11 protein-coding genes are annotated in these 17,437 nt (G+C 48.2%); 9 read left to right on the top strand and 2 right to left on the bottom strand.

Going from position 1 to position 17,437, the window contains the following annotated elements; genetic code table 11:
- The first annotated feature begins 2 nt into the window (after window positions 1-2).
- The 9 genes from NST47_RS31300 (at window position 3) to NST47_RS31260 (ending at window position 16,222) form a co-directional block, all read left to right on the top strand.
- Window positions 3-911, top strand: coding sequence for an ABC transporter permease (locus tag NST47_RS31300; protein ID WP_076237810.1), 909 nt, complete (start codon window positions 3-5; stop codon window positions 909-911).
- Between the two features lie 13 nt (window positions 912-924).
- Window positions 925-1,818: a carbohydrate ABC transporter permease gene (locus NST47_RS31295; RefSeq protein WP_445667420.1), complete on the top strand. Its 894-nt coding sequence runs from the start codon at window positions 925-927 to the stop codon at window positions 1,816-1,818.
- A gap of 41 nt (window positions 1,819-1,859) precedes the next feature.
- Window positions 1,860-4,172 carry an AraC family transcriptional regulator gene (locus NST47_RS31290; protein WP_341158625.1) on the top strand — a complete coding sequence of 771 codons (2,313 nt, stop codon included), beginning with the start codon at window positions 1,860-1,862 and terminating at the stop codon, window positions 4,170-4,172.
- An 89-nt stretch (window positions 4,173-4,261) separates the two neighbouring features.
- Window positions 4,262-5,890, top strand: a complete 1,629-nt coding sequence (locus NST47_RS31285) for a copper amine oxidase N-terminal domain-containing protein (protein ID WP_341158624.1) — start codon at window positions 4,262-4,264, stop codon at window positions 5,888-5,890.
- Window positions 5,891-6,127: 237 nt separating this feature from the next.
- The gene (locus NST47_RS31280) at window positions 6,128-6,352 is read left to right on the top strand and encodes a DNA-binding protein (RefSeq protein WP_341158623.1); all 225 of its coding nucleotides are present in this window, start codon (window positions 6,128-6,130) and stop codon (window positions 6,350-6,352) included.
- Window positions 6,353-7,015: 663 nt separating this feature from the next.
- Entirely contained in the window at window positions 7,016-8,050 is a 1,035-nt protein-coding gene (gene pheS / locus NST47_RS31275; RefSeq protein ID WP_240421445.1) for a phenylalanine--tRNA ligase subunit alpha, read from the top strand.
- Between the two features lie 22 nt (window positions 8,051-8,072).
- Window positions 8,073-10,541 carry a phenylalanine--tRNA ligase subunit beta gene (gene pheT, locus NST47_RS31270; RefSeq protein ID WP_341158622.1) on the top strand — a complete coding sequence of 823 codons (2,469 nt, stop codon included), beginning with the start codon at window positions 8,073-8,075 and terminating at the stop codon, window positions 10,539-10,541.
- A 268-nt stretch (window positions 10,542-10,809) separates the two neighbouring features.
- The gene (locus NST47_RS31265) at window positions 10,810-15,657 is read left to right on the top strand and encodes a hypothetical protein (RefSeq protein ID WP_341158621.1); all 4,848 of its coding nucleotides are present in this window, start codon (window positions 10,810-10,812) and stop codon (window positions 15,655-15,657) included.
- A gap of 13 nt (window positions 15,658-15,670) precedes the next feature.
- A complete protein-coding gene (locus NST47_RS31260) occupies window positions 15,671-16,222 on the top strand; it encodes a CvpA family protein (protein WP_341158620.1) in 552 nt (183 codons plus the stop codon).
- 109 nt (window positions 16,223-16,331) lie between these two features.
- Here NST47_RS31260 and NST47_RS31255 read toward each other — a convergent pair whose 3' ends face one another.
- Entirely contained in the window at window positions 16,332-16,733 is a 402-nt protein-coding gene (locus NST47_RS31255) for a cupredoxin domain-containing protein (protein WP_341158619.1), read from the bottom strand.
- Between the two features lie 210 nt (window positions 16,734-16,943).
- The gene (locus tag NST47_RS31250) at window positions 16,944-17,312 is read right to left on the bottom strand and encodes a phage holin family protein (RefSeq protein WP_076236387.1); all 369 of its coding nucleotides are present in this window, start codon (window positions 17,310-17,312) and stop codon (window positions 16,944-16,946) included.
- Window positions 17,313-17,437: the final 125 nt, after the last annotated feature.

Genomic DNA, 17,437 nt, shown 5'->3' with positions numbered 1-17,437 from the left:
TCATGAGAAGCTGGTTGATCGATTATCGAAAACACAAATATTTGTATCTGATGATTTTTCCTGTGCTGCTGTATTACATCCTGTTTCATTATGTGCCTATGTACGGGGCGATTATTGCATTCAAGGATTACAGAATCGCTGAGGGCTTCACAGGAAGCCCTTGGGTAGGGTTTAAGCATTTTCAAAGCTTTTTCGAAAGCTATTATTTCTGGCGTCTGCTCAAAAATACACTGTTGCTCAATGTGTACCAGCTGCTGTTTTCATTCCCTGCACCGATCATCTTTGCTCTGCTGATTAACGAGCTTGCCGGGCGGTTGTTCAAGCGTATCGTTCAGACCATCACGTATTTGCCTCATTTTATTTCCTTGATTGTGATCTGCGGCATGATTACCCAGTTCGTTTCTCGTGAAGGCTTTATTACCGACCTGCTTGTGAATTTCTTTGGGATGGAACGCACGGCGCTTCTGGCTCATCCTGAATATTTCCGGTCTGTGTATGTGCTCTCGGATATTTGGCAAAGCGTAGGCTGGGGCTCGATCATTTATTTGGCAGCCATTACCGGCATTAATCCTGAGCTGTATGAAGCGTCCCGCATTGATGGAGCTAACAGGTGGAGGCAGACGCTGAACATTACACTGCCTGGCATCGCACCGATCATTATTATTTTATTCATTCTGAAAATCGGTCATATGCTTGATGTCGGATTTGAGAAAATCATTTTGCTGTATAACCCGAATACGTATATTACCGCAGATGTAATTAACACGTTCGTGTACCGCAAAGGACTTGGCGCCACCTTCGAGTTCAGCTATGCAACGGCCGTCGGCTTGTTCCAATCGGCAATGAATTTCCTGCTGCTCATTATTGCCAACAAAATCAGCCGGAAGCTGAGTGAAAACAGTCTATGGTAAAGGGGGATTATGGATGTCCGTGAACACTATCCGCACAAGCAACGGTGAAATCGCTTTCCGATACGTCAATTGGCTGTTTATGCTGGCGATGATCATCATCACATTGTATCCGTTTGTATACGTCCTGATGTCCTCCTTAAGCGACTCGCGGCTGCTGCTGTCTCATACCGGGGCACTATTTTGGCCGCAGGGCTTTACGATGAGCGCCTACAAGCTCGTTTTTCAAAATCCGAACATTCTCCGAGGTTATGGCAATACGCTGTTTATCGTAGTGCTCGGCACCTTGCTAAATCTCATTTTCACGTGTATGGGAGCGTATGTGCTGTCCCGTAAAGGGGTACCCTGGTCCAAATATGTGATGCTGCTTATTGTGTTCACGATGTTTTTCTCGGGCGGAATGATTCCTTCTTACCTGCTCGTCAACAATTGGCTGCATCTGGGCAACAGTCTGCTGGCGATGATTATTCCCGGCATGATTTCTACCTGGAATCTGATTATATTGCGGACTTCCTTCGCCTCCATACCGGAAAGTCTGGTTGAATCGGCCAAAATAGATGGTGCTCACGATTTTACGATTTTATCCCGTGTGGTGATTCCGCTGTCACTGCCGGTTATGGCGGTTATGGTGCTGTTCTATGGTGTTAGCCATTGGAACGCCTGGTTCTCTGCCATGCTGTATTTGCGTGATCGTGACCTATATCCGCTCCAGCTTATTCTTCGGGAAATATTAATCCAGAACAGTACGGAGTACATGACGAACCAGTCGTCAGCCGGTGAAATCGAATCCGTCGGCGAAAGCATCAAATACGCGACGATTATGGTAGCTACCCTTCCGATATTATTCGTGTATCCTTTTATGCAGAAATACTTTGTTAAAGGTGTTATGATTGGGTCAATTAAAGGGTAAAGCTTTTCGTCAAAGCCATAAGTCCGTGGAGCGTGAACATCTTGAATGGCCTGAAAATGAACAGCGTGCGCGGCCGATGGCTTCGTTCCTATGCTGCAGTCCTGTTGATACCTATAGCTATGATGCTGGTTGCGTACTTTCAAACCCGCAGCGTACTTGAAGATGAAATCAATCGTGCCAACTCAGCCTTGCTGACCCAGCTTCAGCAGGATATTGACAGTCATATCGATTATGCTTACCGACTAAGCGAAATGATCGCTTTTAATTCGAAGGTACGCCAGTTCATGCGTTCAACGGGTACAATCGGGCCGGAAGAACGAATAGCAATGGTGCAAGCACTGTCCGATTTCAGACTATATACGAACACGACTCGTTATGTGGACAGGTTTTATGTGTATTTCCGCAGTGGAGACTTTGTGCTCACCGAAGGGTCTTATTATGATGCGCGTATGTATTATGATTTGCAGCAATCAGCCTCGGGTCTTACCTATGAGGAGTGGAAGCAGTTCCTCGCTCAGCCGTATCGAGGGCAGTTTTTTAGCATGCAGCCGATAGAAGGGCAGCCTCGTACAGGAATATTGTTCGCGCAATCACTACCGATAGAGGCTCGTAATACGCCTCTCGCTACACTCGTTATTGAATTGAACGAGGAGAGGCTGCTGTCGGCCATTCGGAACATCCAATCTTACAATCAAGGTAAGGTCTATATTCTTGACGGTACCAATCAACTGCTGGCCTCCTCGGAAAAACGAACGGGTGCCGCTCGCAGCTTTGAGAGTCTGAATGGTGAAACCGGTTTTGTCCATAGTCAGTGGGATGGTGAGGACGTCATGCTGTCGTATATCCAATCCAACCGGACCAACTGGAAGTACGTATATGCACTGCCTATGCGCCTGTACAGCCAAAAGGCGGAATACGTCCGTAATCTGACGATACTGACGGTACTGCTGGCGCTTGCTATAGGAATTGTACTCGCTGTATTGATGGCCCGTCGCCAATATGATCCGCTCGGAAAGCTGGTCCGCTCGGTTGCCGCGCGCTCCAAGCTGGACCCGGGTACGGTTGGGAACGAATACGATTATTTGGAGGAAGCCATCGACAGTACGCTCGATCATAACAATCAGATGAACCGGATCATCGAAAAACAAAAAAATGTGCTGCGCTCGAACCTGTTCGTCAGGCTGCTCAAAGGACGGGTGGAGAACGATTTCCCTGTTATCGAGGTTATGTCGGAATACGGAATCGTGCTCAGATCGGACTACTTTGCTGTACTGCTCATTTATTTGGAGGATTTCAGCGGCTTCTTTCGTCAGGACGAAACCGATGTCGAGAAAAAACGTGAGTTTGTGAGGCATATTATTTCCAATATCGTGGAGGAGCTTATCGGACAGCAGCATCAGGGCTGGATGACAGAAATCGACGAAATGCTGGCCTGTACGATTAATTTCACTTCAAACCTTTCCACTGAAGAAGCCAAGCAGGAGCTGCTGCAGCTTACGGAAGAAGCTCAACGTTTTATTGGCAGCCGATTTCATATATATTTCACTGCTTCGGTAAGCACGATACGCCGTTCTGTCGCTGAGCTGCCGACTGCATATCAAGAGGCGATGGAAGCCATGGAATATAAAATGCTGCTTGGCGCGCAAAAAATTATTTTTTACGATCAAATCCAAAGCTTCAATCACTCCTACAGCTATCCGTTGGAGAAGGAGCAGCAGTTGATCAACCATGTTAAGGCAGGCGATTACGAACAGGCCAAAGGTATTTTGGATGAGGTGATCAAGCATAATTTATCGGAAGAAAGCTTGCCGATGGATATGGTCCGCTGTCTGCTGTTCGACGTCATCAGCACCATGATGAAGGCTGCGATCGAGGTGAATCTGAATCAGTCGGAGCTGTATGAGGAGAACAGGACAGCGATTCAGGATCTAATGAACGGTGTCAGCGTATCGGCGATGCAGGAACGAATGACTCTTTTTCTGGGTAAGGTGTGCAGTCATGTGGACTCAAAGAAAAAAAGCCATAACTTTCGTCTCAAGGAGGACATCCTTGAGTTTATCAATGAACAATACCGCGATCATAACCTGTCAATCAACACCATATCGGCCCGCTTCGATATCCATCCCTCCTATTTGTCACGGTACTTCAAGGAGCAGGTCGGGGACACGCTGACAGATTATATAAATAAGCTTCGGGTGGATAAAGCCAAGGAGCTGCTGCGCAATGACGAAATTTTTATTAAGGATATTTGTGACCTGGTCGGATTTTACAGCATCAGCACCTTTATCCGCCTGTTCAAAAAATACGAAGGTGTGACACCAAGCTCCTACAGGACTTCCAACGATCTGAAATGAGAAAAAAAGGGAAAATCTGTTTGACCTCGAATTCTATGTACATAAGACTTGTCAATTCAAGCATACATAGAGAGAAGAGGTAGCTGCATATGCTCAGACGTATAAGCAAACACAAAATCGGTGCGCTGCTGATTGCCCTGCCCTTGGTACTTAACGGGTGTCAGGCGGTTGGAGGATTGGATGTTAACAAAGCTATTTTTGAGGCTTCGACTGCACAGTCGCTGGAAGGCAAGTCAACCATAATCTTTGATCTTGTTCCAGGTGATCAGGCACAGGCAAGGGCTTCTTCAAAAGAACAGACCGTCATGAAGCTGCTGGAGCATATTGAAATCCATCACGACGCTATCCAAATGGATAGTGCGCAGAATGTTTCTTCAACGGGCTATATCAACATCGCCAATCATAAAATTGCTTTTCAAACCTACATGACCAAAGAGCAGGTCATTATCGCTCTGGAAGGCGGCAAAAAGCCGATCGTGATCGATCTGACTTCCCCCAGCAGTGGAGCCCTCCCTCCTGTTCTGGTTAAACAACTGGAAGAGAAGCTACAGAGTGAGCCATTTATGAACAGTCTCAGCTCTTTCCTCATTAAGCAGCTCCCTAATCCAGGTAAACTGAACGTGGACAACGTGAGGGAAGTGGTCAACGGCGAGACACTTTCCCTTAACAAAATACACGGTGAGATATCAGGCAAAGAGCTGATACCGCTGGCAAAAACATTTGTAACCAATTTGATGCAGGATGACAAGGCGCTGAAGCAATTAATTGGCGAGCTGTACGACCTGCTCTACCCATTGCTCTCTCCTCAGCTGGATCAATGGATCCAGGACAACAAGGACGGTAAAGCCGTACACAATCCATTAGAGGGCTACCCGATACCTGAAACGCCGGGAAGCAAGGCTGGCGCGGAATCATTCATTGGAATGCTGGATATTTTGAAAAACCGCGATATGACAATTGAAGTCATTCATACCGAGATCAAGCAGCTGTCGGTTTTTGTTCTTCTTGGTCTCCATGCCAGAAAGGAACAGGAATTGTCAGAGATGCTGCCGTTTTTAAATGATTCAACCCGTGTGAAAGCAGATTTATACGTGGACAGCACGATGAAGCTGCGTAAATCCAATCTGGAGTTTGAAGCTGCTTCATTGAACGCGGTATCGAGGGGAAGTCTCTCCTCAGCCAAAATCTCCATAGCGGGGGAATACTGGAACCTCAACAATCCGGTCAAGCTGGTTCCATTGACTGCCGATGAGGATGCCTTGGTTCTGGAAAAGGGAATAACTGCCGTTGATGTGCTGCGCAATTTTACACCTTCCTCGGAGGTGTATCGGCTGTTCAAAGACGATTTGGGCATCTCGAAAAAATCGGTGCTGCTTCTAATGGAAGGAGATCGTTACAAAGCCAACAGCAGAAAACCGTTCCTTGAAGACGGTGTGGCAATGGTACCTACCACATTCCTCAGCGAAAAATTGGATCTGCGTGTGGATTGGAATGAAGAGGCCCAAACCGTCACCATCATCGACCCGGTAAATTTAAAGACGATTAAGCTGAAATCGGGCAGCCAAACTGCATGGGTAAATGGTGAAGAAATACAGATGGATAAGGAAATGCTCCAGCGTGAGGGCATCCATTTTGTACCCCTGACGTTTATCGTCACACAACTTGGTGGTCAAACCGAGTGGGATAATGAGGCGCGAAGCATTCAGATAACCAAATAACAACGGCTGCCGCTCAATGCTGAGCATACATGCACCAATAACCTGCCATCTACACTCTAGAAGAGACAATGGCGGGTTATTTTTCATCCGAAAATAATCCAATTATCATAGTCTGTTTTAGAGTGTGAACGCATTTTTTATGAAATGTCAACTTTTAGTGAGATTATTTCCGCAAATTGTGTTAAAATAATAAGGTTATGACTAAGTAATTTTATTATGAGAAAAGGTTGTGAAGTGATGACTTCGTTTGAAGATTGGAACCAGAAGGTTAAGAAGACGTTCAATGCTACCAGTAATGAAGAAGTTCTGACCATTACTGAAGCTGGAGCCCTGCTGGGATTGTCCAAGGATGCAATGAAAACATATGTTGATAAACATAACCTCACGAAAATTAAAATTATGAGAAGCACACATAGATATCTTTTGCTGAAAAGTGAAATGGATAGTTTACTCAAGCCTTAAAATGAAGATTTTACTTGATTCCCCCATTTGACTTGCATCACAGGTTGAATTTGCATATAATACTGCTAGTAGTTGCATATCATGAAATGCGTTGACGGAGACAAGTAAGCAGTGCCTCTTTACAGGGAGGAGCCGCCGGAGATTGAGAGCGGTTCTACAGAAATAGGCTGCCGAATTTCACTCCTGAGCAGTCCTTTGAAACCACGGTCTCTGATCGCTGGCAAGTAGAGGGAACCGGCTATGAACGTTCGCGTTCTAGATCCGTTAATGTCAATCAAGCGGAAAGCTTTGCTTGTTGCTGGGAATTCGATCATGAGGATCGTTGCCCGGAATGGAAGCTTTTCGAAACAAGGGTGGTACCACGACGTTTTCGTCCCTTTCCGGGATGAGGGAACGTCTTTTTTGCGTTGAGATGCGTGATACAAGTGCGGTGAATCAGAGGCGCTGCGCGACCAAAGTATTTTCCGATTGCTGTTGTTACCGTATTTTCTGATTATCTAAATGATTTAGTTGTGAAAATACGGTAACAAAGGCACCGCTTCGCTATCTCCAAATTACTTTGGTCGCTTCGCTCATGATTCACCGCACTTGTATAGTGGGATTAGGTTAGAGAAATGGGCAAAGGCAAATGAATAGGATTTTTAGACAAGGGAGGATTAGCAAATGAAAGAACGATTAGAGGCATTAAAGGTAGAGGCTTTGCTAGAGCTTGAGCAAGTCACGAATCAACAGCAGTTAAACGATATGAGAATCAAATATTTGGGCAAAAAAGGTCCGTTAACCGAGGTTCTGCGTGGCATGGGAGCGTTAAGTGCAGAGGAACGTCCCGCAATAGGTCAGGTGGCCAACGATGTACGCGGCGCTATCGAGGCGGTTATCGAGAGCAAGCAGGCTGAATATCTGCAAGCCGAAACGGAGCTCAGACTTCGCGCTGAAACCATAGATGTAACACTTCCGGGCAAGCCGGGCGGAGTGGGTGCTGCTCATCCCCTGAGCAAGGTGATTCAGCAGATCGAGGATATTTTTATCGGTATGGGCTATACCGTTGCAGAAGGTCCGGAGGTTGAACAGGATTACTACAACTTTGAAGCGTTGAACCTGCCCAAGAACCATCCGGCACGCGATATGCAGGATTCCTTTTATGTGACTGAGGATATTTTGATGCGCACCCATACTTCACCTGTGCAGGTACGTACGATGGAGAAAATGAAGGGCGAGGTTCCGGTACGAATCATCTGTCCGGGACGTGTGTATCGCCGCGATGACGATGATGCGACACACAGCCATATGTTTACACAAATTGAGGGACTTGTGATCGATCGCAACATCCGCATGAGTGATTTGAAAGGAACGCTGCTGCAATTTGTTCAGGAATTATTTGGCAAGCAAACGCAGATTCGGATGAGACCGAGCTTTTTCCCATTCACAGAGCCAAGCGCAGAGGTTGACGTTACGTGCTCCATGTGCGGCGGAACCGGTTGTCGCGTATGTAAACAGAGTGGTTGGCTGGAAATTCTCGGTTCAGGAATGGTACATCCAAAAGTGCTGGAGATGGCAGGCTATGATCCGGAGGAATACAGCGGATTTGCCTTTGGCTTGGGTGTGGAGCGTGTGGCTATGCTTAAATACGACATTGAAGATATACGACATTTCTATACGAACGACCTTCGATTCCTGAAGCAGTTCGTACATGTATAAAAAGAGAGGAGCGTGAGCGAAGATGAAGGTTTCATATCAATGGTTGTCTCAATATGTCGATGTGAGCGGATTTACGGCTGCTGAGCTGGCGGAGAAGCTTACACGCAGTGGTGTTGAAATTGATAGTGTAGAGGATCGCAATAAAGGCGTGGAGGGTGTGTACGTCGGATACGTCAAGTCGCGTGAGAAACATCCAGATGCCGATAAACTGAGTGTTTGCAAAGTGGATGTAGGTCAGGGAGAGGATTTGCAAATCGTCTGCGGAGCCAAAAATGTCGATGCCGGGCAAAAGGTCCCTGTCGCCATAGTTGGAGCCAAGCTGCCGGACGGTTTGAACATTAAACGCGCCAAGCTGCGCGGTGTGGAATCACAGGGAATGATCTGCTCGGCCAAGGAGCTGGGACTGAACGACAAGCTGCTGCCTAAGGAAATCCAGGAAGGTATTCTTGTGCTTCCCGAGGATACGGAGATTGGTGCAAGTATTTTGGATGTGCTGGGGATCAGTGACGAGGTGCTGGATTTTGATTTGACTCCTAACCGTTCTGACTGTCTCAGCATGCTGGGCGCGGCTTACGAGATCGCTGCGATATTGAGTCGTCCTGTACGGCTGCCGGATTCAGAGCAAGGGGCTGCGGATAATGTTGGCGCTGGTAAGGCTGCCCGTCAAGCTTCTGAGCAGATTTCTGTTGAAATCACGGCGAAGGAGCAGTGCTCTCACTATGCCGCTAAGCTGATTGAAGGGGTACGTGTAGGTACTTCTCCATTGTGGATTCAAAATCGCTTGATGGCAGCAGGCATTCGACCCATCAATAATATAGTAGATATTACGAACTATGTAATGCTGGAGTACGGACAGCCGCTGCATGCGTTTGACGCAGATAAGCTGGACAATGGCCATATTGATGTTCGGCTGGCACAGTCCGGAGAAAAGCTGGTTACTCTAGACGGTGTGGAGCGCAGCCTGGAGCCGCATATGCTGCTTATTACGGACGGTAAGAAGCCTGTAGCCATTGCTGGTGTTATGGGTGGCGAAAACTCCGAAGTCACATCAGGCACAACAAGGATTTTGCTGGAATCGGCCAAGTTTGATGGAGGTACAGTTCGTAAAACCTCACGTCAGCTTGGACTGCGTTCAGAAGCATCCCTGCGTTTTGAAAAGGAAGTTAATCCCGAGGCTGTACTGCCTGCGCTCAATCGTGCAGCAGCTTTGATGAGTCAATATACAGATGGACAAGTAGCTACGGGAACAGTGGAAGCTGTGTCCAAGCAGCACAACCCGGTTCGTATAGAGCTGAGCGTTAGTCGGATTAATGCTTACCTGGGTACTACTTTGTCTGTAGAAGAGGTTAGCGAGATTTTCAAACGTCTGCATTTTGATGCGGAAGTGAGTGCGGAGACGTTCCATGTACATGTACCAAGTCGTCGTGGTGATATTACCCGTGGTGTTGATTTGATCGAAGAAGTTGCTCGTCTATATGGCTACGACAATATTCCGACAACATTAATGACGGGTGTAACGACTCCAGGTGCATTGAATAAGGAGCAGGCTATTCGCCGTTTGGCACGCACGTTGCTCACTGGAAGCGGCCTGTATGAAGCCGTGACCTATTCCTTTACACATCCACAGCAAATCAACGATTTTCCAGGAGCCTTTAAAGAATCGAAGCCTGTTACTTTGTCCATGCCAATGAGTGAGGATCGGAGTACACTTCGTACCAGCCTGATTCCGCATTTGATGGAGGCAGCTACTTATAACCGGAATCGCAATACGGATGATGTGGCGCTTTTTGAAATCGGCAAAGTATTCGTGACTAATGAGGTTTCATTAACCAAGCTTCCTGAGGAACGGCTGATGCTTGCGATTTTGTTAACAGGAAAACGTCAGGCAACACATTGGAGCGGGAAGTCGGTAGAGGTTGATTTTTATGATTTGAAGGGTGTATTTGAAAATCTTGTCGGTTACCTCGGTCTTACCGGGAAGATTGGCTATACAGCGGCGCAGCCGGATGGTTTCCATCCTGGAAGAACAGCCAATATTACATTGCAATTGCCCGAAGGAGACCAAGCTCAAGTCATCGGAACACTGGGTCAGCTTCATCCAACGCTTCAGCAGCAGCGGGATTTGGCTGATACTTATGTGCTTGAGGTCGATTTCCAGGCTTTGGCCGCTTATGCGGATGAGCAAATTACGTATAGTCCGCTGCCACGTTTCCCAGCAATTGGTCGGGATCTAGCTGTTGTCGTTAACCGTGATGTACAGGTGGGCGAGCTGACGGCCAAGGTTAAAGCAGTTGCTGGCGCGTTATTGGAGTCGATCCAGGTGTTCGATATTTATACAGGCGACCGTCTTGGAGCGGATAAGAAAAGTGTGGCTCTGGCACTGGTATACCGGACTTTGGAGCGTACTTTAACCGACGAAGAAGTTAGTGAATTGCATGCACAGGTGTTAGCGGCACTGGAGCAATCTTATGGCGCCGAGCTTAGAAAATAGTAAGAAAATAGAATAGTAGCCGCATTTGATTTTTATTTGAGTCCATTTTATGGAAATTGATGAAAATCCCTTGCTGTAGCAGGAAAAAAGCTTCCTCGTATCGAAATTAATGAGATACGAGGAATTTGTTTATAATATCGGAATTTATAAGTTTTCAGCAGAGCTGAATACTCCGATATTGCAAGAAAAGCAACCTATTGGACACGAAGGTATGCTTGTCGAATAGGCTTCGATTTTCTTATGTGGGATTCCGAAAGGAGAGCTTGTTGTGAGTAATGAAGGCAAAATTCGGATGACGGTAGATATTTTTGGCAGTCAATACAAATTGGTTTCAGAAGCAAGTGTTCCCCATATGAAACGTGTGGTGGCGCATGTTAATGAACAAATGCAGAAAATTTCCGCGGGTTCCCCGCGTTTGGATACACCTAAAATCGCCGTTTTGGCGGCTGTTCACATGTCAGACGATTACTGCAAAATCAGAGATGATTTGGAACAAATACAGATTCGACAACAACAAATGGAAAAATCGCTTCAAGAGCTTGCTGTACTACAGGAGCAGCATGTCCAGCTTTTGCAGGATTTGGAGAAGGAACGCGATCACGCGCAGCAGCTGGAAGCAGGAGGTCTTCAGCTGGAGGCAGAACGAGCAAAAGCTTTGGCTGAGATTGAGCGCTTGAAAGCGTCCGCACTGGAGTTTGAGCAGCGGCGCAGGCAGCTTGAGGTCGAGCAGCAAGAAGAACGCGAGGCTCGCGGCAGACTGGAAAAGCAGCTCGGTGCTCTCAGGCAAGCATCGAAGGAGCAACTGGAGGCTCAGCAGCGGTCCAATCAGGAGCAGCTGGAAGCTGAGCGTGAAGCTTCAAGGGTAGAGCTGGAATTGCAATTGCAAATGCAGCAGGAAGCCTCTGATCAGTTGTTGGAGGCTGAGCGCGAAGCTGCCAAGGTGCAGTTGGAAGCCGAGCAGGAGTCAGCAAGGCAACAGCTGGAAGCACAGCAAGCGACCTCGAAGCAGCGGCTTGAGGAACAGCGTATTGCTGCTGAGGAGCAGCTTAAGCAGCTGCAGCAGGTGAGAGATGAACTGCTGGAACGCAGCTTATTGCAGGAAGCTGAGCTTTCTGAACTTACAGAAAAAGCTGATGCAGCTGCTGGGCAGCTGGCAAGCCGTCTGGAGGAAAAAGAGCTTCTGGAGCAATTGCTGGAACAGCAAACACTTGAACAAGCGAGTCTGAATGTGCAGCTTGAGAAGCAGACTACCGAAGCTAATGAATTTAAGCAGCTGAGTGAAAACAGGCAGCAGCTCATAGAAGAATTAAGTCTGCAAAATGATCAGCTTCAAGAACAAATTCGTTTCCGTCAGGAAGAATATGATCTTCAGCTGGAGCTGCATCAGGAATTGGAAGAGCAGCATCAATTAGAGCAGGCACGGAGTTCATCCATTCAAGCTGAATTGAAGGAGCTGCAAGCCAAACAAATTCAACAGCAGCTTGAGTTCGACGAGCAATTAGACAAAGAACGTCAGCTTCAGCAGCAATTAGCAGAACAGATCGAGCAAGGAAAAGGCGAGCTTAGTGAACTGAATGAGCGCTTGGAGCAGCATCAGCGTGAGAAGGAAGCGGCAGCAACACAGCTTCGCGAGCAAAGCGAGCAGTTGGCTGAACTACAGCTCCAATTAAACAATGGACTTGAAGAGGTCCAACTGCAGCAAGAGCTCTATGCTGAGCTGCAAGCACGGACTGATGAGCTGAATGAAAAGCTGCTGGAAAGTGCTGAAGCGCTCAAAGAGCGGGAGAATCAGCTGCATGAGCAGCAGGAGCATCACGAAGCGGAACGGCTTGAGCTGCAAAAGCGTTACGAAGAAGAGCGGCTTGAGCGTGAGGTGGAGCTGGAGGCTCAGAAAGAACAAGCGCTAAGAGAGCGCGAGGCTGAGCTGGAAGCGCAGAATGCGCAGGCGCTGAAAGAGCGAGAAACGGAGTTGGAGGCACGGAAAGCGCAAGAGCTGAGAGAGCAGCAGGAGTGGCACGAAGCCGTGCTGCAAGAGCGAGAAGAACAAAGCGCTGTAACGCTGAGAGAGCGTGAGGCGGAGTTGGAAGAGCAGAACGCGCAAACGATGAGAGAGCAGCAGGAGCGGCACGAAGCGGTGCTGCTAGAGCGTGAAGCGCAAAGTAATGTAGCGATTCGTGAGCGAGAGGCGGAGCTGGAAGCGCAGAAAGAGCAGGCACTGAGAGAGCGTGAAGCAGAGCTGGAAGCACAGAAAGCGCAAGGGTTGCGAGAGCAACAGGAATGGCATGAAGCGGTGCTGCAAGAGCGAGAGGAGCAAAGCGCTGTAACGCTAAGAGAGCGTGTGGCGGAGCTGAACGCGCAGAACTCGCAGGCGCTTCAAGAGCGAGAAGCGGAGCTGGAGGCGCAGAAAGCACAAGCACTGCGAGAGCAGCAGGAGTGGTACGAAGCAGTGCTGCAAGAGCGAGAAGAGCAAAGCGCTGTAGCGATTCGAGAGCGAGAAGCAGAACTGGAAGCGCAGAACGCGCAGGCACTGAGAGATCGAGAAGCGGAGCTGGAAGCACAGAAAGCGCAGGCACTGAGAGATCGAGAAACAGAGCTGGAAGCACAGAAAGCGCAAGCGCTACGAGAGCAGCAGGAGTGGCACGAAGCGGTGCTGCAAGAGCGAGAAGAGCAAAGCGCTGCAAGGATTCGTGAGCGAGAGGCGGAGCTGGAAGCGCAGAAAGCGCAGGAGCTGAGAGATCGAGAAGCGGAGCTAGAGGCGCAGAAAGCGCAGGCACTGCGAGATCGTGAAGCAGAGCTGGAAGCACAGAAAGCGCAAGTGTTGCGAGAGCAGCAGGAGTGGCACGAAGCGGTGCTGCAAGAGCGAGAAGAGCAAAGCGCTGCAAGGATTCGTGAGCGAGAGGCGGAGATGGAAGCGCAGAAAGCGCAGGAGCTGAGAGATCGAGAAGCGGAGCTGGAGGCGCAGAAAGCGCAAGCGTTGCGAGAGCAGCAGGAGTGGCACGAAGCGGTGCTGCAAGAGCGAGAAGAGCAAAGTAATGTAGCGATTCGAGAGCGAGAAGCGGAGCTGGAAGCGCAGAAAGCGCAGGAGCTGAGAGATCGAGAAGCGGAGCTGGAGGCGCAGAAAGCGCAAGCGCTACGAGAGCAGCAGGAGCGGCACGAAGCGGTGCTGCAAGAGCGAGAAGAGCAAAGTAATGTAGCGATTCGAGAGCGAGAAGCGGAGCTGGAAGCGCAGAAAGAGCAGGCACTGAGAGATCGTGAAGCAGAGCTGGAAGCACAGAAAGCGCAAGGGTTGCGAGAGCAGCAGGAGTGGCACGAAGCGGTGCTGCAAGAGCGAGAAGAGCAAAGTAATGTAGCGATTCGAGAGCGAGAAGCGGAGCTGGAAGCGCAGAAAGCACAGGCACTGAGAGATCGAGAAGCGGAGCTGGAGGCGCAGAAAGCGCAAGCGCTACGAGAGCAGCAGGAGCGGCACGAAGTGGTGCTGCTAGAGCGAGAAGAGCAAAGTAATGCAGCGATTCGAGAGCGAGAAGCGGAGCTAGAGGCGCAGAAAGCACAGGCGCTGCAAGAGCGAGAAGAGCAAAGCGCTGTAGCTATTCGAGAGCGTGAGGCGGAGCTGGAAGCGCAGAAAGCACAGGCGCTGAGAGATCGAGAAGCCGAATTGGAGGCCCAGAAAGCGCAAGCGCTGCGAGAGCAACAAGAGTGGCACGAAGCGGTGCTGCAAGAGCGAGAGGCGGAGCTGGAAGTGCAGAACGCGCAGGCACTGAGAGATCGAGAAGCGGAGCTGGAAGCCCAGAAAGCGCAAGCGTTACGAGAGCAGCAGGAGTGGCACGAAGCTGTGCTGCAAGAGCGGGAAGAGCAAAGCACTGTAGCGATTCGTGAACGTGAGACAGAGCTAGAAGCACAGAAAGCGGAAGCACTTAGAGAACGTGAAGTAGAGTTGGAAGTGCAGAAACTACGGGCGCTGAGAGAGCTGGAGTCACAGAAAGCGCAAGCGCTGCGTGAACAGCAGGGATGGCATGAGACATTGCTGCAAGAACGCGAAGCAGAACTGGAAGCCCAGAAAGCCCAAGCACTCAGAAATCGTGAAGCAGAGCTAGAGGCCCAGAAAACACAAGCACTGAGTGAACAGCAGGAGTGGCACGAAGTAGTACTTCAGGAACGTGAAGCAGAGCTGGAAACTCAGAAAGTACAAGCACTTAAAGATCGAGAAGCGGAACTTGAGGCAAGCAAAGCGCAAGAGCTGATCGAGCAACAGAAGCACTACATACAAGCGCAGCGTGAGCTGCAAGCCAAGTTTGAAGCGGAACAAAGCCAACTTGAACAGCAACGGTCTCAGCAAATTGCGGAGTATCAGCAGCGAATGGAGCAGCTTCAACTTGAACAGCACAGCTTGAAGACGCAATTCAACGAGCAGCAAGCTAATCAGCAGCAGCTCGAAGAGCGTGCAGGCCAATGGGAGCAGCGCTGTGAAGAATTAACTGAGCAGTTGAAGGAACAGCGTAAGGTAGCTGCTGAACAGAAAGAAGAACTGGAGCTGCATGAAGAGCTTTATGCTGAGCTTGAAGAACAGGTCGCAGCTCTGAAAGAGCGGCTCAAGGATGAAAATGTTAGCAGTCGTGAAGCTATGGTGCAATTGGAGGAACGCGGAATTGCTCTTCAAGAACAGCTTCGCGGTAGAGCTGAGGCTGCAGCAGCGCTAGAAGCAGATCTCCAAAAAGGCAGGCAGCAGATGATTGAGCTTGAAAAACATTATCAACAGCAGCTCGAACAGCAGCAGAAGCTTGAAGAATCGGTTCTGGAGCAGCAATCCCGTATTGCCGAATTGGAGCAGCAAAGCCAGCATTGGCAGCACCTTTCAGAGGAATTTTCGGCTCAGACTGAGCAGACTAATCGCCATTTTGCTAGCCAGCAGGAAGAACTCCGGCTGCAAGTCGAGTTATATAATGAGCTTCAGGATCAATACGACGAGCAGTCCAGGGAACAGCTAGCCCTGCAAAATCAATATGACGAGCATAGAGAACGTGCAGAGCTTGTGTTCAGAGAGTTGGAGGAACTGAAGTCTGAATATGAAAAACTGCAGGTCGAATATAATGAATGGATTGAGCTGGTAGAGAAAGAATAAGCGGGGATTAGCTATGAACGGATTGGATTGGGCAGCCGTTGTGCTGATTCTGTCAGGGTTGATATTAGGTTATTATCGAGGTTTTGTTAGCCAATTGGTGTCTATCGTAGGACTTTTTATTGCTTATATGGTTGCATTTACATTTTATAAGGATGTAGCTTTATGGCTTGTAGGATGGTTTGCTTCACTGAATACCGAGGCCACCACCAAATATGATTTTTTCATAAAAGGACTGCATCTGGATACGTACGTGTCCAATGCAATTGCTTTTGGATTGCTGCTATTTGGCGTAAAAATTGTTTTGAGCATTGCAGGCAAAATTTTGCATTGGATTACATTGACACCAGGGATCAAAACCATCAATCAATTAGCAGGGGCAATACTCGGGCTGGCTGAGGCTGGAATCATTGTAGTGGTTGCCATTCAGGTGATGATGGTGATACCGAATGATACAACACAGCGTCTGCTCAAAGGTTCAACGACTGCCCCTTATTTCTTAAGTGCACTGCCATCCGTCAGTGATAAGCTTCAGGAGTTGTGGAACAGTAAACCCAAATCAACATAGTCACATATAAAGGCCAGCCCGTAATCTTTGGTTGACCTTATAAAATAATGAGTCTGTCCCAAGGTAGCATGTGCTACTAATGAGACAGACTCTTTATTATTGCAAGGTATTATTCTACAATCAACTTGGATTTCATTGTCATATGACCGGAACCGCAAGGAATGCTGCATACGATGTCATAAGTACCAGCTTTGTCTGGTTTGAAAGTTGCTGTTTTTGTAGTTCCATCCAGCTTCACTTTAAAAGCGTCAATAGATACGCCGTGCATGCCTTCTTTGTTTTCCAAAGTGACAGCAACGTCTTGTCCAGCTTTTACTTTGTATTCAGCTTGATCGAATTTAAAATTGCTCGCTGTTAATTTGACTTGCTGTGCGCCTGAAGCAGCGGGAGCCGAAGCGCTTGGTGTAGAGCCTGTTGTAGCATCCGGGGCTTTAGCAGCTTCTTTTTGACCGCATGCAGCCAGAGCAAAAATTAAACAAATGGACAATGCCAGTACAGTAATCTTTTTCATAAGAATCCCTCCAAAAATAGTATAATGTTGTCTTCTGAGCTATCATACCTCATATAGAAAATTATTGCAGTGACGAAACCTTGACAAAGCCTTGTCAGAATCGTGATGATTTTGTATGTATGTTTCAAAATGTGATTCAAATCATAGAAAAGATCAGTCAGGGGCTCTCGCCTTCAAGACTGACCTTTCTATGTGGCCGGTTTTTAGGTATTATCTACCTTTTTCACGTCCACTGAGACCTTGCTCAAATGGAGTTTTAACAGGAATAAACAAGTCGATAATACCGATAACCAAGGCTGCCAAGATGGCACCGATGATACTTGTTGTAACACCGCTGACGACGAATTGTGCTACCCAGATAATCAATGCGCTTGTGATAAAACCTACGATCCCGCGGCCAAAGGGAGTGATGGTTTTACCAAATGCACCTTCAATCACCCAAGCAGCAACTGCGATAACCAGTGCTAAGAAAAATGCACTCCAGAAGCCGCCCACTTCAAAAGCCGGAACGATAAAGCTTACCACCATCAGCACCAAAGCAGAAACAACGAATCTGACTAAATGTCCAAGCAAATGCATCGATCGTCACCTCCTAAGAGTTTTCGCAGAAAACTGACTACGTAAGCCATACTGAGTTTTCGCAGAAAACTGACTACGTATCACAAGCCATACTGATTTTCAGTGCAAACTTGATGCTGCATCCT

The organism is Paenibacillus sp. FSL H8-0034, from assembly GCF_038000305.1.
Classification (GTDB): domain Bacteria; phylum Bacillota; class Bacilli; order Paenibacillales; family NBRC-103111; genus Paenibacillus_S.
Note: the sequence above shows the minus strand (reverse complement) of the source record. Positions and strands in the feature narration are given on the sequence as shown.